The 19,708-nt window shown below is 69.1% G+C and carries 14 protein-coding genes; 11 read left to right on the forward strand and 3 right to left on the reverse strand.

All coding sequences use genetic code 11. From position 1 onward, the window contains the following. Positions 1–2: 2 nt before the first annotated feature. From AMYHA_RS06030 to AMYHA_RS06045, 4 genes are all read left to right on the forward strand, one after another. Complete coding sequence (locus AMYHA_RS06030; RefSeq protein WP_084036871.1) at positions 3–1,790, forward strand: IucA/IucC family protein; 1,788 nt, start codon at positions 3–5, stop codon at positions 1,788–1,790. 76 nt (positions 1,791–1,866) lie between these two features. Beyond that, positions 1,867–3,549 carry an IucA/IucC family protein gene (locus AMYHA_RS06035; RefSeq protein WP_157361849.1) on the forward strand — a complete coding sequence of 561 codons (1,683 nt, stop codon included), beginning with the start codon at positions 1,867–1,869 and terminating at the stop codon, positions 3,547–3,549. Continuing rightward, positions 3,546–5,384 (forward strand): IucA/IucC family protein, encoded by a 1,839-nt coding sequence (locus AMYHA_RS06040; RefSeq protein WP_034268821.1) that lies wholly within the window; start codon positions 3,546–3,548, stop codon positions 5,382–5,384. The genes AMYHA_RS06035 and AMYHA_RS06040 overlap by 4 nt, the downstream gene beginning before the upstream one ends. Further along, entirely contained in the window at positions 5,377–6,573 is a 1,197-nt protein-coding gene (locus AMYHA_RS06045) for a type III PLP-dependent enzyme (RefSeq protein WP_084036873.1), read from the forward strand. Before AMYHA_RS06040 ends, AMYHA_RS06045 begins: the two co-directional genes overlap by 8 nt. On the opposite strand, the gene AMYHA_RS06050 is transcribed toward AMYHA_RS06045, so the two are convergent. After that, positions 6,574–8,208, reverse strand: a complete 1,635-nt coding sequence (locus AMYHA_RS06050) for a DNA repair helicase XPB (protein WP_034268822.1) — start codon at positions 8,206–8,208, stop codon at positions 6,574–6,576. It abuts the gene before it with no gap. 75 nt (positions 8,209–8,283) lie between these two features. Next, positions 8,284–9,267 (reverse strand): ABC transporter substrate-binding protein, encoded by a 984-nt coding sequence (locus AMYHA_RS06055; protein ID WP_051400340.1) that lies wholly within the window; start codon positions 9,265–9,267, stop codon positions 8,284–8,286. Between the two features lie 283 nt (positions 9,268–9,550). Between AMYHA_RS06055 and AMYHA_RS06060 the strand changes: the two genes are divergently transcribed. From AMYHA_RS06060 to AMYHA_RS06070, 3 genes are read left to right on the forward strand one after another with little or no spacing between them, the layout of a single operon-like run. Then, positions 9,551–13,270: a sensor histidine kinase gene (locus AMYHA_RS06060; protein WP_051399589.1), complete on the forward strand. Its 3,720-nt coding sequence runs from the start codon at positions 9,551–9,553 to the stop codon at positions 13,268–13,270. Then, a complete protein-coding gene (locus AMYHA_RS06065; RefSeq protein WP_034268823.1) occupies positions 13,270–13,695 on the forward strand; it encodes a roadblock/LC7 domain-containing protein in 426 nt (141 codons plus the stop codon). Before AMYHA_RS06060 ends, AMYHA_RS06065 begins: the two co-directional genes overlap by 1 nt. Further along, positions 13,692–14,114 (forward strand): DUF742 domain-containing protein, encoded by a 423-nt coding sequence (locus AMYHA_RS06070; RefSeq protein WP_084036875.1) that lies wholly within the window; start codon positions 13,692–13,694, stop codon positions 14,112–14,114. The genes AMYHA_RS06065 and AMYHA_RS06070 overlap by 4 nt, the downstream gene beginning before the upstream one ends. Before the next feature lie 34 nt (positions 14,115–14,148). Here the strand turns inward: AMYHA_RS06070 and AMYHA_RS06075 are convergent, their stop codons facing one another. Further along, positions 14,149–16,470, reverse strand: a complete 2,322-nt coding sequence (locus tag AMYHA_RS06075; protein WP_034268824.1) for a helicase-associated domain-containing protein — start codon at positions 16,468–16,470, stop codon at positions 14,149–14,151. Positions 16,471–16,563: 93 nt separating this feature from the next. On the opposite strand from AMYHA_RS06075, the gene AMYHA_RS06080 reads away from it, so the two are divergent. Genes AMYHA_RS06080 through AMYHA_RS06095 form a run of 4 tightly spaced genes read left to right on the forward strand, consistent with a single transcriptional unit; the run spans position 16,564 to position 19,665 of the window. Next, on the forward strand, positions 16,564–16,755 hold the full coding sequence (locus tag AMYHA_RS06080) for a hypothetical protein (protein ID WP_034268825.1): 192 nt from the start codon (positions 16,564–16,566) through the stop codon (positions 16,753–16,755). Positions 16,756–16,815: 60 nt separating this feature from the next. Further along, complete coding sequence (locus AMYHA_RS06085) at positions 16,816–18,204, forward strand: NAD-dependent malic enzyme (protein ID WP_034268827.1); 1,389 nt, start codon at positions 16,816–16,818, stop codon at positions 18,202–18,204. A 7-nt stretch (positions 18,205–18,211) separates the two neighbouring features. After that, the gene (gene moaC, locus AMYHA_RS06090; RefSeq protein ID WP_034268830.1) at positions 18,212–18,691 is read left to right on the forward strand and encodes a cyclic pyranopterin monophosphate synthase MoaC; all 480 of its coding nucleotides are present in this window, start codon (positions 18,212–18,214) and stop codon (positions 18,689–18,691) included. Then, positions 18,691–19,665: a molybdenum cofactor biosynthesis protein MoaE gene (locus AMYHA_RS06095; protein ID WP_034268833.1), complete on the forward strand. Its 975-nt coding sequence runs from the start codon at positions 18,691–18,693 to the stop codon at positions 19,663–19,665. The genes moaC and AMYHA_RS06095 overlap by 1 nt, the downstream gene beginning before the upstream one ends. Positions 19,666–19,708 lie beyond the last annotated feature (43 nt).

Raw genomic sequence — 19,708 nt, forward strand, 5'->3', positions numbered from 1 at the left:
CCATGGACGCACTCGACGTCGTCCTTCGGGATCTGATTGACACGCTCCTCGGTGAGAACGTCGCGGGCACGGCGGATGCGCTGGAGACCGACGTTGCCGGGGTGCCGGATGTCGCGTGTGCCGAAGGGGAGTGGTGGTGTCGCATTCCGGTCACTGGTGGCGCGCTCGCTTTTCGTTGCCGCGACGGCGGTCCGTTGCAGCCGTGGCGGTTGTCCCGCGCGCCGGTGTGGCTCGTCGGTGATGCCCAGCGGGAGCTGGCGCCCGCCGAGGTGCTTGATTTACTCGTCGCTCGCGACGACCTGCCGGGATACGACGTGGTCGCGGCCGATCTGTGCACGGCCGTCGAGCACGCCGAAGTAACGTCGGCTGGCTGGGCGGCGCTGCCCGAAGGAACACCGCGGCCCGGTGAGCTGCTGACCGGGGAACGGCTCGCGGCGACCCGCAACCGGCCCTTCCACCCGACGGCCCGTGCGGTGTCCGGCTGGTCGGCGGCCGAACTGTCCGAGTACGGACCCATGCGACAGCCGCCGCTCGCGTTGCGGTGGGTTGCGGTGCGACGCGAACAGCTGCGCCACGGCGAAGGCGCCACATCGGACCGAATCGCGGAGGTCCTACTCACACGGTCCGAACAGGGCCAGCTCGCGGACGAACTGGGCGCGTCCGGTGTGGATCCTGACGAGTACCAACCGGTGCCGGTGCATCCGTGGCAGTTCGATCGGGTGCTGCGGACGGAATGGGCGCACGAGATCGCCGCACGCGACGTCGTGCCGCTGGACTGCCTCCTCGGCTGGTGCCACCCGACGGCCTCGCTGCGCACTTTGGCTACCTCGCCGGATGCCGCCCTGCATGTCAAGCTTCCGCTCGGCGGAAGCACCAGCAGCGTGGCCACGCTGGGAGCGGCTCGACTGTTGCCGCCGCGCTACCTGGATAACGGCGACAAGGCGCACCGCACCCTGCGATGGCTGCTCGACACAGATCCGACGCTGGCCGAGCGGGTGGCGCTGTGTGACGAACGCGCCTGGTGCGGCTGGCACGCCAGCACGGCTGGCGAATTCGCGGACCGGCCGGGAGAGCTCGCGGCGCAGGTGCGCCGTTACCCACAGGACGTTTTCGCCAACGACGCCATCGCCCTGCCGATGGCGGCACTCGCGGCCCACGAATGGCGCCATTTGGCGCCCGCGCTGGACGTTGACGACCCAGCGGCGTTCTTCCGCGACATCGCGACCGCCTTCTGCGCGATGATGTTCACCTTCCTCGGCCACGGTGTCCTACCGGAACTGCACGGTCAGAACGTCGTCGCCGTGTTCCCACGAGGGCACGTGTCCACAGCCGCTCGACCTAGCTTCGTGCTGCGGGATCACGACACCGTTCGGCTGTGTCCGCGGTGGATGGCTGTGGCGGGCACACCCGATCCCGGCTACCGGATCAAGCCGGGCGCACCGCAGTCGCTGTGCCTCGACGAGCCGGAGGCGCTGATCGGCTACGCGCAGACCCTCGGCCTCCATGTGAACCTCTACGGCATCGCCGACGCCCTCGCCCGGCACTATGACCTGGACGAACGGGCCTTCTGGCTTTCGCTCACCGACGCCGTCAACACTGGGATCGACGCCGCGACCGTGCGGGATGAGGTCCGTGACACGCTCCGTACCGTGCTGCTCGATGCGCCTGAGTGGCCGAGCAGGCAGGTGCTCGGCCCGTTGTTGCGTGCGGGGCGCGGCAACGGCGTGAGTATGCCCGCGGCGACCGGCAGGATGCCGAACCCGCTGTTACCAACGGCGGTGCGCCGATGACGCCATCGACGCGCCCACAGCGTGCCTTGATCCCGATCCGCACCCGGGTCCCGAGCGAGGCGGGCAGGTGAGCACCATGACGGTCACCGCACATGAGCTGGCCCAGCGCGCGACACGGCAGCGGCTACTCAACGCCTACCTGCGGGAGTCAGGCCATATCCCCACCGAAACGGGTGATGGGCTCGTCAGGGTGCCGCTGGGTGGCGGGCGGGCTGTCGTCGTCTCGTTGCGGTACCGCTCCGAGATCGGTCATCACGGCTACGGCGACGACGTCTGGCTGGAAAGGCCGGGCATCGTGCGCGAACGGTTGAGCCACCGCGAGCTGATCACGCTGCTGCTCGATGAGGTTGCCGCGCTGACGGCCGACGTCTTCTGCGAGGCAGGTGACGGCACCGCGCTCGCGCGACAGATCGAGGGGAGCACCGACGCGACAGCGCGATACCTGGCCGGACCTGAGTCGCACGCCACCGGGCCGACGTCACCAGTTGCTGGTCAGTCGGCGCGAACGGCAGGGGCGACGACGGCCGCTGGTCAGGTGCGTGGCGCTGCCACACGTCAGGCCGAGCAGTCGCTACGCTACGGCCACCCGTTCCACCCGACCCCGAAGAGCATCGACGGCTTCGGTGATGATCTGCCGTGCTACGCCCCTGAGCTGGGCGCGGAGTTCCGGCTGCACTGGTTCGCCGTGCGTACCGACGCGCTGCTGGAACGTCGCGTCGCGCGGGGCGAGTGGGCGCCGCCCGAGGTCGAGCTCCAGACCGGTAGTGGTTACGCGCCGCTCCCGATGCACCCCTGGCAGGCCGCCTACCTGGCACGACAGCCGAAGGTATCCGACTTGCTCGCGGACGGCACGATGATCGCGCTGGGTGAGTTGGGCGGCACCGTGTACCCGACGTCGTCGGTGCGCACCGTCTGCGATCCGGCGTTTCCGACGTCGTGGAAGTTGCCGTTGCACGTACGGATCACGAATTTCGTGCGCACAAACCCGGCCGAACACCTACGGCGTGCCGCCGACGCGAGCGCGCTGATCGCCCGGCTGGCGCCTCGCTGGCGGCATGAGGGTTTCGGGGTGCTGCTGGAAACCGGCTACCGCGCCGTCGACCCGGCCGTGGTCGGCGATGACCTCGCCGCCGATGTCGCGGTGCTGTTCCGGCAGCACCCGTTCACTGACGGCCGCTACACGCCCAGGGTTGTGGCTGGCCTGCTGGAAGACCGCGACGACGACGTGCCGACGGTGATCGAGGACGTGCGGCGTTCCGGCGGTTCGCAGCGGGAGTGGTTGCGGCGCTATCTACGGGTGTCGCTGCTACCGCTGCTGGACGTTTTCGAGCGCGACGGCGTCAGCTTCGAGGCGCACGTGCAGAACAGCCTGCTGCATGTCGAGGACGGCTGGCCTACCCGGTTCTGGGTGCGCGACATGGAGGGCACGAGCGTCAGTGCGGATCGCTGCTCCGATGTGGACACTCAAAGTCCGCTGCGGTACTCCGACGTCGAAGCCTGGCTCCGGCTGCGCTATCACGCGGTCACCAACCACCTTGGACATCTCATCGCGGTGCTGGGTCGATACGGCGACGGTGAGTGTCCACTGTGGACGATGGTTCGCGAGGTGTTGCTGGACGAGGGCGGTGCCCTGGCGCACGAACTCGTCACCTCCCCCGCGCTGCCAGCCAAGGCCAACTTGATCAGCCGGTTCGCTGGGCGCGGCGAACGACCGCTCTACGTCGATGTCCCCAACCCGCTGTACCAGGTGAGCCGATGACCACCGAGATGATTCAGCGAGCGTTACGCGCGTCGAGCTTCGTTGCGGCACGTCGAAGGATTTTCGGGCAGCTGCTGGAGTCACTTGTGTACGAAGACGCGCTCACATACCGGGTGACGGACCGCGTCGAGTCGGGTGTGGACACGACTGAGCCGGGCGAGGACGTCGTCGCTGCCGTCGTTGACGCCACCGATGCCGACGGCGAGCCGGTTCGCTATCTGTTCCGGTTGCGCAGGCGGTTCGGCTTCAATCGGGTCGCGCTCACCGCGGACCCGGTGCGACGACACGGCGCGAACGGTGCCGCCGAGGCAGACTCGATCACCCGGTTCCTCGCTGAAGTTGCGGACGCGCTGCGTGCTGAGTCGGACTGCCTTGCGCGGTTCGCGGACGAGCTGGAGCGGACGCTGCTCAATGACACCCTCGCGCGCTACATCGCGTCCGAACGCGGCGACGTGCTGGCCGATGCCGACTACGACCAGCTTGAATCGATAGTTCTGGACGGTCACCGCTACCACCCGGCATTCAAGTCGCGGGTTGGTTTCGACGTCGCGGACAACCTGGCTTACGGCCCTGAGTTCGCCGTCGAGGTCCGGCCACTGTGGCTGGCGGCGCATCGCTCCGTCACTGAGGTCACCTCAATCCCGTCGCTGTGCGAAGAGGGCTTCCTAGCCACGCAGCTCGGGCAAGCACGCGCGTCCTTTCAGGACACTCTTCGCGCCAACGGACTTCCGCCCGCGGAGTACACCATGCTGCCGGTGCATCCGTGGCAGTGGCGAGAGCACCTCGCCACCGCGTTCGCGGAACAGCTCCGACGGCAGCAACTCATCGTGCTCGGTGAGGATACGCACACCTTTCGCGCGCAGCAGTCGATCCGCACGCTCGCCTGCCGCGACGTGCCGGGACGGCCGTACCTCAAGCTGTCGTTGTCGCTGGTCAACACGTCGACCAGCCGGGTGCTGGCACCGCACACCGTCCGCAACGCGCCGCCGATCTCCGACTGGCTGAGCCGGCTTGTGGACGGCGATGCCTTCCTGCGTGATGAGCTCCAGCTGATCATCCTCCGGGAGGTCATGGGCACCGCGGTCACGCCGGAACCGCCCGCCGAGTTCGCCCGCCCAGCGACGTACGGCACGCTGGCCTGCATCTGGCGGGAGAGCCTGCACGGCTTCCTCTCGTCCGGCGAGTGCGCGGTGCCGGTCACCGCCCTGACCGCGAGCGAGCGCGACGGCACACCGTTCGTCGACGCATGGCTGCGTGAGCATGGCGCTCGCGAGTGGACACGGCGGTTGGTCGACGTCGCCGTGGTTCCGCTGCTGCACCTGCTGGTCCGACACGGCGTCGCCTGCGAGGCTCACGCGCAGAACATGGTGCTGGTGCACCGCGACGGTCTGCCGGAACGCATCGCACTCAAGGACTTCCATGACGGCGTCCGCTTCAGCCGCGCCGTACTGTCCGATCCAGACGAATGTCCGATGCTGTCGAGTCCACCGTCGCATCATGTCAACGCGAACTCCTTTGTGGAGACTGACGACGTCGAGCTGGTCACCGACTTTCTGCTTGACGCGTTCTGCTTCATCAATTTTGGCGAGCTGGCCGGGTTCCTGGATGACGCCGGACTGCTCGGCGAGCGGGAGTTCTGGGCGATCGTGCGCGGCGGCATCGCGGACTACCAAGCGCGATTCCCCGAGTTGGCCGAGCGGTTCGCGCTGTTCGACGTCGCCAAGCCCATGGTCGCCGTCGAGAAGCTGACTACCCGCAGGTTGCTCACCGACACGGAACCGCGACTTCACCACGTGCCCAACCCGCTCGCGCCGGATCGGAGCGACCATGACTGACACGCGGATCGTCTCGGCGCCCGCTGACCCGCTGACGGCACGCGCCCCGGACGACGACCCGGTCTGCCGCTACGGCTATGACCTTGATGCGCTGCGGAAACATGTCGAGGGCGTCGTGGCGACGCTGCCGGAACGCTGCCGCATGTTCTACGCCATGAAGGCCAACAGTGCGTCTCCGATCCTGCGGGCCCTCGCGCCGCTGGTGGCCGGGTTCGAGGTGGCATCCGGCGGCGAGGTCGCCAAGGCCAGGGCCATCAGCGACGACGTCGAGTTCCTGTTCGGTGGCCCGGTCAAGACCGACAGCGAGATCGCCGACGCATTGCGCGCCACGGTCACCCGTTTCCACGTCGAGAGCGTGCTGGAACTGCACCGCATCGACGCCGTTGCCGCGGCGCACGGCGTCACCGCCGAGGTGCTGCTTCGGGTGAACCTCGCCGGAGGGCTTCCCACCGCGACGCTGGCCATGGCCGGACGACCGACCCAGTTCGGCATCGACGAGTCAGTGCTGGCCGAGGCCGTCGCGACCGCGCGGTCGTTGCCGCACGTGCGGCTCGCCGGGTTCCACCTGCACTCGGTGTCCAACAACCTCTCCGCCGACGCGCACCTCGACCTGCTGCGGCTCTACCGCGACACCGTGCTCCGGTGGGAAGCCGAGTTCGGCCTGCGTTGCGAGGTGCTGAACGTCGGCGGCGGTGTCGGCGTGAACTACGCCGATCTCGACGCGCAGTTCGACTGGCCGCGTTTCGCCGAGGGGTTGACGGGGCTGGTGGCGACGTTCCCGGAGCATTGGCGCGAGATCGACTTCGAGTGCGGCCGGTACCTGGTCGCCGCGTGCGGGCGTTACGCCGTCGAGGTCCTGGACGTCAAGCGCAATCACGGCGTCGACTACGCGCTGGTGCGCGGCGGCACACACCACTTCCGGCTCCCGGTGTCGTGGCAGCACAGCCACCCGTTCACCGTGGTGCCGGTCGATGCGTGGCCGTCGGGGCTACCCCGTCCTGTCACGGACGGACCAGTCACCGTCGTGGGTGAGTTGTGCACGCCGAAGGACGTCCTCGCTCGCGACGTCCCGGTGCGGATCAGGGCGGGCGACGTGGTGGTGTTCAGCCATGCGGGAGCCTACGGCTGGGAGATCAGCCATCACGACTTCCTGTCGCACCCGCATCCGGAGCAGGTGTTCGTTGGCTGATCAGGCCACGTCTTCCGCGTCCCGGATCGTGTACGCGTACCCCTGCTCCGCAAGGAAGCGCTGCCGGTGGGCGGCGTAGTCGGCGTCGAGGGTGTCCCTGGTGACCACCGAGTAGAAGTGCGCCTGCCTGCCGTCGGCCTTGGGGCGCAGCACTCGCCCGAGTCGCTGCGCCTCCTCCTGCCGGGAGCCGAACGTGCCTGAGATCTGCACCGCGACCGCGGCTTCTGGCAGGTCGATGGAGAAGTTCGCCACCTTCGACACCACCAGCGTCGGGATCTCGCCTTGCCGGAACGCCTCGTACAGCCGCTCCCGCTCGGCGTTGCGGGTGGAACCCTTGATCACCGGCGCTTCCAGATCGGCGCCGATCTCGTCGAGCTGGTCCAGGTAGGCCCCGATGACCAGCACCGACTCCCCGGCGTGCTTCTCAACGATGGATCGGATCACCGGCAGCTTGGTGCGCGCGGTTGAGCAGATCCGGTACTTCTCGTCCGTCTCGGCGGTGGCATACGTCATGCGCTCGGACTCGGTCGGCGTGACCCGCACCTCGATGCACTCGGCGGGAGCGATCCAGCCCTGCTGCTCGATGTCTCGCCACGGGACGTCGAAGCGCTTCGGCCCGATCAGCGAGAAGACGTCGCCCTCGCGGCCGTCTTCGCGCACCAGTGTCGCCGTGAGCCCGAGTCGCCGCCGCGATTGCAGGTCAGCGGTCATGCGGAACACCGGCGCGGGCAGCAGGTGCACCTCGTCGTAGATCATCAATCCCCAGTCACGGGAGTCGAACAGTTCCAGGTGCCGGTAGCTGCCTTTGGTCTTGCGCGTCAGCACCTGGTAGGTCGCGATGGTGACCGGCCGGATCTCCTTGCGCTCACCGGAGTACTCGCCGATCTCGTTCTCGGTCAGCGACGTCCGCGCCAGCAGTTCCCGTTTCCACTGCCGCCCAGCGACGGTGTTGGTGACCAGGATCAACGTCGTCGCCTGCGCCTGAGCCATCGCGGCAGCGCCAACCAGGGTCTTGCCAGCGCCGCACGGCAGCACGACCACCCCGGAGCCGCCTGCCCAGAACGCGTCCGCGGCCTGGCGCTGGTACTCGCGCAACGCCCAGTCCGTCTCGTCCAGCGCCATCGGGTGCGCCTCGCCGTCGACGTATCCGGCGAGGTCCTCGGCGGGCCAGCCCACCTTGAGCAGCGTTTGCTTGAGCCTGCCGCGCTCGGACGGGTGCACCACCACGGCGTCGTCGTCGATGCGCTCACCGAGCATCGGTGCGATCTTGCGGGAGCGCAGCACCTCCTCGAGCACCGCGCGATCCGTTGTCGTCAACACGAGGCCGTGTGCTGGGTGATTGGTGATCTGCAGCCGTCCGAAGCGCGCCATGGTGTCGACGACGTCGATCAGGAGTGGCTGCGGGACAGGGAAGCGGGTGTAGTTGGTCAGCGCGTCGACGACCTGCTCGGCATCGTGGCCAGCGGCGCGGGCGTTCCACAACGCGAGTGGCGTGATGCGGTAGGTGTGCATGTGTTCCGGCGCGCGTTCCAGCTCCGCGAACGGCGCGATCGCCACCCGCGCGTCATCAGCGCGTTCGTGGTCGACCTCAAGGAGGACGGTCTTGTCCGATTGGACGATCAGCGGGCCATTCACATCCTCCTTTATACCCACTACGTCAGCAGGAGCACGACGAGCAGGTATCGCTGACCTGCCGGTTCGAGAACGGGCTCAGCTGCCCCGTAGCGCTGACGCTGGCACCAGCGAGCTGACGTCGATGCGCTTGCCCACGATCTCGCCGTCGTGCATCAGGTCGGCCACCCGCTGGAGCCGGACGGCGTTGAGTGACGTCGGGAACGTGCCGAGCGCGACCAGTGCTGCCGCCGTTTTGTCCAAGAACGAGAACGTGGCGAGGATCTCGCGAACCTCGGTCGGGTCCTCGGCGAGTTGCTGCGCCTCGGTCAGCACCTCGCGGAACGCCGCTAACGTCGCGGGGTACTTCGCCGCCGTGTCCCCGGTGGCCGCGTAGCTCGACATCGGGAAGTCCAGCATGGCGCCGCGTGCGGTGTCGGTGACGATCCGCGCGCCGAATTCCTGCTGTGCGCGGCTGATATCAGGTTCGGTCAGCCACGCCGCGTCGATCTCTCGCCTGCTCAGCGCGTCCATCATCGCGTCGAACGGCATGGCGGTGAACTGGATGGCGTCGGGATCGACCCCCTCCGTCGCCATCCGGGAGCGGGTGGTCAGCGTGCCGAGCCCACCGAGGCGATCGACCGCGATCCTGGGTGCTGGCTTCGAGGTCGGGTCGTCGTAGCCACTGCCGGGCAGCGTGACCAGCCCCATCGTGTTCGGCCCCGCGATGTAGGCCTCGCCCTGCAGCTGGACCTGAGCCCCGTTCGCCACCGCCTTGAGCACCGCGACGTTGTCGGTGAACGCGACGTCGACGTTGCCCGTCCACAATGCCTTGAGCGCACGCTGCTGGCTGGCCCGCTCGACCAGCGTGACGGTGAGACCCGCGGTGCGGAACATCTCACGCTTGACGGCGAGCCGCAGCGGCGCCGTGTCGATCGCTCTGGTGACAGCGACGCGCAGCTTCGCCAGTTCCACGGAATCATGCGGCCGTTCGGGTGAGATCACTGAACACGCTGACAACAACGCGAGGACGATGATCGTGACGGTGAGTCGGCGATGACGCGGCGGCCCGTGGTTCGTCATGCGCCGCATGCAGACCTTCCGCTTTAGGCAGTTGTGCAGGTGCGTGGCGATTCTATCGGCTCAGGGCGCCCTGTAATCCGCCTTTCGTGGCACCTTGGCAGCGTCCCGATCAGGATGATCAATACGCCGTTCGAGCACGTGCTGATGCACGGGCACGGTCTTTTCGTCAGCAACCGGTCCAGATACTCTCCAGCTACCGCTGCCCCGCACGGCGCGACAACGAGGTCTGGTGCGGCGACCGTGGTCCAATGGACGAGTTGACAGATCCGAGAAGGACAGCAGTGTGCCCCGACGCGCGACCGCTCACCCCGATGACGCGACGCAACGCGCCTCGGCGGAACCGGCCGATGGCGAGGGCAGCAGCGCGCGACGCGAGCCACGCTCCCGCCTGCGCTGGCTGAGCCCCAGCGTCACTGGCGGGTCATGGCGGCTGCGGAACTGGTCGCTGCGCACCAAACTCATCGCGGCACTGCTCGTGCCGACCATGACCGCGCTCGTGCTCATCGGGATGCGGTTCAACAGCCAGGTCGCGTCGGCAAGCGAGCTGGCGGAACTGTCCGCGCGGGTCAAGACCGATACCGCCGTCGCATCGCTGGTGCATGTCCTGCAGCGGGAACGTGACTTGACCGTCCGCCACATCGCGCGTGGCAGGCAGGGACAGCCCGCCGAACTGCGGAAACAGCGTGACCGGGTCGACAAGGAACTCGGCGAGTTCAGCAAGGCGCTCGCCGCGTCCCGGCCGGAGCTGTCCCGCGACGCCGCGAAGCGCTTCGAGGAGCTGCGAGAACGCCTCGACGACCTCTCCAAGCTGCGGTTCGGTGCCGAGCACGCCCAGTATCCCGCCGACGCGGTGCTGCGGTCGTACAGCGAGTTGATCTCGGCGCTGCTGTCCTCCAGGGAGCAGTCGGTCGCCACCATCAACGAACCGGAACTGGTCCGGCTACAGCTGGCGGGCTCCGCGGTCTCGCGCGTGAAGGATCAGATGTCGGTCGCCCGCGCGCTTGTCGCGGAGGCGTTGGTCAAGGGCTCGCTCAGCTCGGACAGGGAGCGGGCGCTCACCGCGGCGAGCGCCGAGGTGGCCGCGTGGCGCACCGACTTCCGCAAGTTCGCCACGCCGGAGCAGCAGCGGATGTACGACGACACCGTCACCGGGCTGATCGTCGACCAGCGCAACGACACTATCGAGTCGGTGCTGGTGCGCACCGAGACCGGCCAGTCGTTCGACGGGGTCGATCCCGGACGCTGGGAGACGTCGTCGACCTACACCATCAACCTCGTCCACAAGGTCGAGAAAGCGCTGCTTGTCGAGATGCAGGAGCGCACCGACGCGCTCGCCGGTCAGGCGCGGACCGCCGCGCTGCGCGACAGCGCGATCGTCATCGGTGTACTGCTGATCGCGGTGCTGCTCGCGCTGGTCATCGCCCGGTCGCTGCTCCGTCCGTTGCGCACGCTGCGTAGTACCGCGCTGGAAGTCGCGGAATACCGGCTGCCAGCCGCGGTGCACGGGCTGCTCGTCGATCCACATGCCGCGCGCTCGGCAGACGTCGCCCCGGTGCCGGTGAACAGCAACGACGAAGTGGGGCACGTCGCGCGCGCGTTCGACGCGGTGCACGGCGAGGCGATCCGGCTCGCCACCGAGCAGGCGGAACTGCGCAGCAACGTCAACGCGATGTTCGTCAACCTGTCGCGGCGCGGGCAGGAGCTGGCCGATCGGCAGCTCGACATGCTCGACCGAATGGAGGCCGAAGAACAGGACCCGGACACGCTGGCGTCGCTGTTCGAACTGGATCACCTCGCCACCCGGTCCCGCCGGATCTGCGAGAACCTGTTGGTCCTGACCGGCAACGACTTCGCCCGCATGCTGCCAGGCACCGTCGCGGCGTCCGAGGTGGTCGGAGCCGCGTTGTCCGAGATCGAGCAGTACCAGCGGGTCGAGCTGGCGTCGGTGCCGGATGTCGCGGTACGCGGCGACGTCGTGAGCGATGTGGTGCACGTGATCTCCGAGCTGCTGGAGAACGCCACCAACGGCTCACCGTACGAAACCACGGTCACGCTGACCAGCTCGGTCGCCAGGAACGGCGCGTGGCTGATCGAGATCACCGACAGCGGGCCCGGTATGTCACAGGAGGCCATCGACTCGGCCAACGCGCGGCTCGCCGAGCTGCCAGAGATCGACGTCGAGGCGTCCAGGAAGATGGGGCTGTACGTCGTCGGCAGGTTGGCGCAGCGCAACGGCCTCGAGGTGCGGCTGCGCCACGCGCCGACCGGCGGGTTGACGGCGTCCGTGCTGGTGCCAGCGCAGGTGATCGGCGAGCTGTCCGATGACACCGAGCGCGGGCCGTCCACCGAGCCAGGCAGGCGCCCGGAGTGGCTGGACACCGTCACGGTGCGGTCGCGCAAGAACCAGGGCTCCGGCCCGCCGAAGCGGGCGCCGGTGGTGACGGAGCGGTCGGCGGACCCCGAGGAGGGCGTCGTCCACCACCCGTTCGACGACGATCAGCCGACCGAGCGGCTTCCCGTGTACAAGGACCTGCTGACCAGGTGGTTCCGCGAGGGCGACGATGAACCGGAGTTGCCGGGGCTCTACACCGGGTCGTCGCGCCCGGTGCGGTCGCTGCCGGAGGTGACGGCGCCGACCGAGGGGGCGGACGGCGACGCGGGAGCGGCTGGTGCGGCTCCGGCTGGCGACGCGGGGGCCGCTGGTGCTGCCGAAGAAGTGACCAGCTCAGCGGCTTCAAGGACCGGTGCTGCCGCCGACACCCAGCCGGATGCCGCTGACCAGCCAGGCCCAGCCATCCAGCCGGGCCAGCTTGTCGAGCAGAGTTCGTCTGCCGAGCTGGACGGCGATGACGTGGACGACGATGACCTGGACGCCGACTCTGGTCCGGGAGCGATCACCAAGCCCAAGATGCGACCCGTGCGGGAGTCGACCGCCGACGCGGAATCCGTCGTGGCGTCGTTCTTCGATGCCGTCCTGGATGCCGAGCCAGCCGCGGAAGCGTCCGAGACTGACGAGACCGAGCCCGAGCGAGCCGTGGAGTCGACGTCCGGCGGTGCGGAGCACCTTGCGGAGTTCGCCGCCGATGTGCGGTCGGAGCAGTACGCCACTGCCGAACCATCCGAACCGGATAAGGCGACCGAACAGGACTCCGCGGCTGCTCAAGCGGCGACCGAGGAACACGACGCGGACGACCGATCCACTGGCGACAATTTCGATCTGTTCGCCGTACTCGATGCGGTCACCGGGCGCAGCAAACGAGTCGCCGCATCCTCCGAACCGTTCCCCGGCACCGCAGCCACCGAACCGAAGTCCGACCGCGCTGCGGACGTCACGTCCGAGCCCGCCGATCGTTCGGAGACCGAGACCAGGCTTACGCCTCGGTTCCGGCCAGCACCCGACCCGGTGGCCGTGTCGTCCTACACGCCCGCGCCGAACGCCAAGGAATCCGACGTCGCGCAGCACGGTGTCAACGGTTTCGAGCCATCGGCATCACCGGACGTTCCAGACGACGACGAACGACCCGCGTCGATGTCCACATGGGAGCCGGGATCGGTCGCACCGGACGATCGTCCGAGTGACCAGCCCAGCATGTGGGCGGAACGGCCGAAGGATGCCGCCAATGGGGTGAACTCTGCGGACCAGGTCGTGTCGCGATCCGCGGACGAATTCGCCCCACCCTCGCAGGGTGAACTCGATCTCGCCGATGCCGATTTCGAGGCTTCCCCTGTGGGCGACACAGACCGCCCCAACTCGGCATCGAGCCTGCTCAGCAGGGATGTCGACGGGGGTATCGGTGAGGATGACCTGTCCATGCAGACCGAGGTCATCTCACGTGCGCCCGACGCCGTCAGGGGCAGGATGCGCAGCCTTTCGGAAGGGATGCGGCGCGCTCGACAGGGCAGCGATGGGGAATACGCTGATTCAGGTCATAAGGCCACCGTGGGTGTGGGGCAAAACCAGTGGCTCGATGGGCGAGTCGGATCAGGAGGCAAGGAGGGGTAGTGGCATCGTCCGCTGGGCGGCCAACCGGGACCATCGACTCGCTGCTCACGGACTTCGCACAACGAGTCGACGGGGTCGCACACGCGGTCATCGTCGGATACGACGGGTTGCCGCTCGCGGCATCCGCTGAGCTGCCGAGGGACCAAGCCGAGCAGCTCGCCGTGATCGCGTCGGGTCTGATGTACATGGCGGGAAATGCGGCGAAATGCTTCACCGGGGGCGCGGTGAACCAGACCGTCGTTGAGATGGAGCGGGGGTATCTGTACCTCATGTCGGTGCATGACGGCGCCGTTGTCGCCGCACTGGCCTCGCCGAGGTCCGAGCTGGCAACGGTGGCGTACGAGATTGCCGTGCTGACCGACTCGCTGGTCGACAGAGTGCCACGCGCTTCGCAGCAAGCACGGGGTGACAAGGGGGCACGATGATGATGAACCAGACCAACAACGACGAGGCGAGCTTTTACCCGGTGCAGGACCAAGTGCCTGCCATGCCGCCCGCGCAGCGCCAGGTGTCACTCGCCCGGCCTTACGCACGCACGCGTGGGCGCACCCGGCCGGATCGCAACTTATCGCTTGAAGCGACGGTCACTACCAGCGAACAGGGCAGACACTACGAGGGCGTGCGCGCGGTGGAGCATCGCACCATCTGCGACTTCTGCGTGCACGCCCGCACCATCTCGGACGTCGTCGCCGAGTTGGGCCTCCCACTCGGCGTCGTGAAGGTGATCGTGGCGGACATGGCCGAGGCGGGTCTGGTGCACGTCCATCAGCCAGGGCTCGCGTTTGGTGACAAGTCCTCTCGCGAGTTCACGGAGCGCCTGCTGCGCAGCCTCCACGAACTCTGAGGCGAGCTCGGGGGACATGGCGTAGCGGGCGTCGTCAGTCGTCCACCAGCGCTGCCGACGTGATCCGGTGGAGGGGGTAGCGCTCGGCGCTGGAGCCTTCCAGTACCCCGCCGGAGAGCCGGACCGGGGTGACGACGCGCTGGGTAGCGGTGCCGTGAGCGTCGACCAGCCCGATCCACACCTGCCGCCCGCCGCGCGCGGCCTCGTTGAGTAGCGCGAGCGTGGCCGACGTGTCGCCGGTTCCCGCCGCGTTGCGGACCCCGGTGCCGTGACGGGCCGCGGCTGCCCTGTCGCCCGCCTTGATCCGGTCGACCACGCCAGCTACCTGCTGCTTGCCGCTCGTGTGCGGTGCGCCCGCCGCGCGTTTGCGCGCCGGAATTCGCCTGCCGCGTTGCCGCAGGTCGATCACTCTGCCGTCAGGGCCTTCCGCCGCGGGGGTGAAACCATGCGCGCGCAGCCCGGTCATCACGTCGCCTAATGGCAGGTCGCTGACCACGACCGTCGGCGCGATCGCTCGCAGGTCAAGCTCCGCGGCCGCTGCACCGGCGAGGACTTCGGCGAGCAGCGCCTCGTCGTCACAACGCAGGAAGGATGCGCACGCCCCGCCGCGTAGCCTGCCGTGACGGCGGGCGACGTCGTCGATCAGGTACGTCAGCGACTGCGGCACCGGCGTCGCCGAGCGGGCGGCGAACAACTCGTGCAGCTCGGTCGCTGTCCGGCCGGAGTCCAGCGCGCGTCGCACCGACGCCTCGCTCACCCGGTACACCGTCCCGTGGCCGGCGGACTCCGTGTCGGCGACGGCGTTGATCTCGGCGGCCACCCCCGGCTCAAGCGGGCCGGGCGCGACGACGGTGAGATCGGCCTGCACCAGCACGTGGTCGACCGGTTCCGGCATCGCCTCGGCCATCGCGTCGGCCGCGCGGCTGCGGTGGTCGTCCTCGGACTCGGTCTCGCTGTCGACGAGCAACGCCCGCGCCGCCGTCGTCGCGGCACCCAGGGCCACAAGGCCGAGCGCGGTCGCCTCGGACAATGTCCAGCGCACCAGGTCATCGCGGAGGCTGCCGCCGCGCCGGGGTGCCTGCCAGGCCAGGTACTCGACCAGGCTCTCGGTCTCGGCGCCCGTGCCTGGTGGTAGCTCGGCGAGCGCACGCAGCACCCGCCGCCTGCCCTCCGGCGCCAGGGGGCGGCGCAGCCGCTCGGACAGCGGCGTCGGCGGTTTGTCGGCCGACGCGTCCGCCGTACGCCCGCCGCCCGCGCGCCCCTCAGCGTCCGTGCGCGCGCCAGCAGCGGTGCCGTAGGCCAATCCGGGCAGCCGGGGCAGTGCGAGCCAGGTATCGGCCAGCAACGCCCACTGCGCGGACGGCGGGGCGGCCAGCCAGGTGTCGGTCAGCGTCGTCGGCACCCACCCGGCGTCCTCGTCCTTGCTCTCCGCGACCAGCCCTGCCCCGACGACCAGCTCGGCCAGCAGCACCGCGCGCTGCTCATCGACGTCGAATTCCCGCATCATCCGACGGATCTCCCGCACGCCGAGCCCGCCAGCCTTGAGGACCGGTGGCGGTGTCTGCCCCCAGGACTCCAGCACGTCACCGACGTGGCGCAGCAGCGACATCGCCTCACCAGCCGCCGTCTGGTCCACGGTGGCCTCGGTGCGCTCACGGGTGTGCAACGGCGGTGGAGTCAGCGTCGATGGCGCGAACGCCTGCCCGCCACGCAGGTGCAGGCCGAGCTGACGTGGCAGCTCAACGGTGGTCGCGTCGCGTCGCATCAGCAGCCCACGTGCCAGCAGCCGCTGCACGGGGGTCGTCGCCTCGGCCAGCCGGATGTCGGTTGCGGCGTCCCGGCTGGTGCCGATCGGCGGGCCGACCGCGAGCGTGTCGAGCAGCGTCCGCTCCTCCGCGGTGACCTCGGCCAGTGCCGCGTCGAGGTCGGCGCCGTCCAGCGCGGGAAGCGGGCGGCCGAGCCCCGCCGGGTACGAGCCGACGACGTCGCGGGCGGCGGGTACCACCGCGATCCCGTCCCCGGCGTCCCAGGCGATCGCCAGCGTCCGCAGCCGGTCGATGCTGCCCGTGGCGTCGACGTCGAGCAGGTCGGAGACGTCGGGCGGCGCGACCGGCGCGGTGTCCGCGCCGAGCAGCAGCAGCGCCTCCAGCGTGGCCAGTGTCGCGGAGTCCAGCTGTTCGCACGCGCGCGCCACCGACCCCGGGGTGCCCGCGCGGGTGGCGAGCACCGTGGAGTCAGGGGGCGGGGGAGTGGCGAGGTCGCGCCTGGCGAGCAAGAGCGCGGCCAGTTCGTCGGGCGTCGCCGACCGGAGAGCCGCTGCCAGGGAGACCGCCGCCGAGTCGTCAGCCGCGTGCATCACATCAAACGATACCGACCAGCATCCGCCTCAGCCCGGGTCGGCAGACTAGAATCCGATCTCACAAGGCACGTCAGGACCCGGAGGAACAACGTGGCGAACGCGAAGAAGGTGGCCAAGGACCGGATCGACCCGGCGTGGCCGCAGGTGGAAGACGGTGAGCACCCGGTGAGCGAACTGGCCGCTGACCGGCAGGGATCACTGTCGCCGTTCGGTGATGTGGAGTTTCCGCTGAAGCGCGTGCCCTACGAGCACCCGGAAACCGAGATCAATAAAACTCCCTGAGCGCGGACGCGATAGGGTCTTTCTCACACCCTATCGGCGCTCGATATTGCGGAGTCCCACATGGCTGTCCCCGGTCCTGGCTATTCGATCACAGTTCGCGTCGACGCCCCCGCCGCTGCGAGCACGGCGGGGGACCTGACCACGGCAGTTGGCCAGGTCGGTGGGGTGCTGACCGCGTTCGACATCGTCGAGTCGCATACCGACCGCATCGTTGTCGACATCAGCGCCAACGTCGTTGACGCCGAGCACGCGGACGGCGTCACCGAGGCGCTGGAGCAGCTCTCCGGCGTGCGGGTGCGCAAGGTCTCCGACCGCACCTTCCTGATGCACCTCGGCGGCAAGATCGAGGTCAACTCGAAGGTCGCGCTGCGCAACCGCGATGACCTCTCTCGCGCCTACACGCCGGGCGTCGCGCGGGTCTGTAAGGCCATCGCGGCCAATCCGGAGGACGCTCGCAGGCTGACCATCAAGCGCAACACGGTCGCCGTCGTCACCGACGGCTCGGCCGTGCTCGGGCTCGGCAACATCGGGCCTGCCGCCGCGCTGCCGGTGATGGAGGGCAAGGCCGCACTGTTCAAGAAGTTCGCCGGGGTCGACGCCTGGCCGGTGTGCCTCGACACGCAGGACACCGAGGAGCTGATCCGCACGGTCGAGGTGCTCGCGCCCAGCTACGCGGGCATCAATCTGGAGGACATCGCGGCGCCGCGCTGTTTCGAGATCGAGGCGCGGCTGCGGGAGAAGCTGGACATCCCGGTTTTCCACGATGACCAGCACGGCACCGCGATCGTTGTCGTCGCCGCCCTGCGCAACGCGCTGCGGGTGGTCGGCAAGGACATCGCGGACTGCAAGATCGTGGTCTGTGGCGTCGGTGCGGCAGGCTCGGCCATCATCCGGTTGTTGCAGCTGAAGGGCCCGCGCGACATCGTCGCCGTCGGCAGGCGCGGCATCGTGCACTCCGGCCTCGGCGACATGAACGCCAACGTGCAGTGGATCGCCGACAACACCAACGCCGAGCAGGCCGATGGCAGCCTGCACGACGCGCTGGTCGGCGCGGACGTGTTCATCGGGGTCTCCGGGCCGAACCTGTTCGGTGCGGACCAGGTGGCGACCATGGCCGACGACGCGGTGGTGTTCGCGCTGGCCAATCCTGACCCGGAGATCGACCCGATCGAGGCGCAGCAGCACGCGGCCGTCGTCGCGACCGGGCGCAGCGACTACCCGAACCAGATCAACAACGTGCTCGCCTTTCCCGGCGTCTTCCGTGGTCTGCTCGACGCCCACGCGCACCAGATCGAGGACGACATGCTGATCGCGGCGGCCGACGCCATCGCGGACGTCGTGGACTCCGACCGGCTCAACGCGGCATTCATCGTGCCGAGCGTGTTCGACGCGGCGGTCGCGCCAGCCGTCGCCGATGCCGTGAAGAGCGTCGCGCTGCGTGAGGGATAGTGGTCGCGTGAGTGAGCTCAGCCACGTAGACGAGTCGGGCGCGGCCAGGATGGTCGACGTCTCCGCCAAGGACCGCAGCACTCGTGTCGCCACCGCGACCGGGGTCATGCGCACCACGCCCGAGGTGATCGGACTGCTCACCGAGGGTGGGTTGCCGAAGGGCGACGCGCTGGCGACCGCCCGTATCGCGGGGATCATGGGCGCCAAGCGCACACCGGAGTTGGTGCCGCTGTGTCACCCGCTCGCGATCTCCGGCGTTGAGGTGGAGTTCGACGTCGGTGACGCCGAGATCGGTATCGCGGCCACCGTGCGCACCACCGACCGCACCGGGGTGGAGATGGAGGCGCTGACGGCCGTGACCGTCGCCGGGCTCACGCTGCACGACATGATCAAGGCCGTCGATCCGGCCGCCACCCTGGACGCGGTGCGGCTGGACCGCAAGGAAGGCGGCAAGTCGGGCATCTGGGAGAGGCCGGAGGGTCGCTGATGGGTGATCGCAGCGCACGGGTGATCGTCGCGTCGAACCGCGCCGCGACGGGCGTGTACGAGGACACCACCGGCCCGCTCATCACGGACTGGCTCACCGAGCGGGGATTCGACGTCGACCTGCCGGTGGTGGTGCCGGACGGCGACCCGGTCGGCGCGGCGCTGCGGGAGGCTGTCTCGGCTGGCGTGCCGGTCGCGATCACCACGGGCGGTACCGGGATCTCGCCGACCGACCGCACCCCCGAGGTGACGGCGCAGGTGCTCGACTACGAAGTGCCGGGCCTGGCCGACGCGATCAGGGCTGCCGGGCTGCCGAAGGTGCCCACCGCCGTGCTGTCGCGCGGCAGGGCCGGGGTCGCTGGCGGCACGCTGATCGTGAACCTGCCCGGCTCGCGCGGCGGGGTGAAGGACGGTCTCGGCGTGCTGGACGACGTCCTTGAGCACGCGCTGTCGCAGCTGGCCGGTGGCGACCACATTCGGGAGGACACCGATGGTGCCTCCTCGGCTGCTGTTCCTGAAAGCGCGACCCCCGCGGTAGCCCCCGAGCCTGCCGCGCGGGTCGTGCTGTCTCAGGTCACCGACCAGCCGGTGACTGTCGATGAACACGCCGACGCCGTCGCTGACCGCACCGCGGGTGCGGTCGTCAGCTTCGGCGGAGTGGTGCGCGACCATGACGGTGGGCGCGAGGTGCGTTCGCTGTACTACGAGGGCCACCCGCGTGCGGGCGACGTCCTCGACGCCGTGGTAGCCGAGGTGACCGCCCGTCACTCGGGAGTTAGGGCGGTCGCGGTTAGCCACCGCATTGGCGACCTTGCTATCGGTGACGTCGCGCTGGCGTGCGCGGTGGCCGGAGCTCACCGGCAGGAGGCGTTCGCCGCCTGCTCAGACCTGGTCGACACGGTCAAGCAGCGGTTGCCGATCTGGAAGCACCAGGTCTTCGCCGACGGCACCGACGAGTGGGTTAATTCGCCGTAGCCCGTAGCCCGTAGCCCGTAGCGGGGTACGCGCCATCACGCGC

It is taken from the genome of Haloechinothrix halophila YIM 93223 (assembly GCF_000504245.1).
Taxonomy (GTDB): Bacteria; Actinomycetota; Actinomycetes; order Mycobacteriales; family Pseudonocardiaceae; genus Haloechinothrix_A; species Haloechinothrix_A halophila.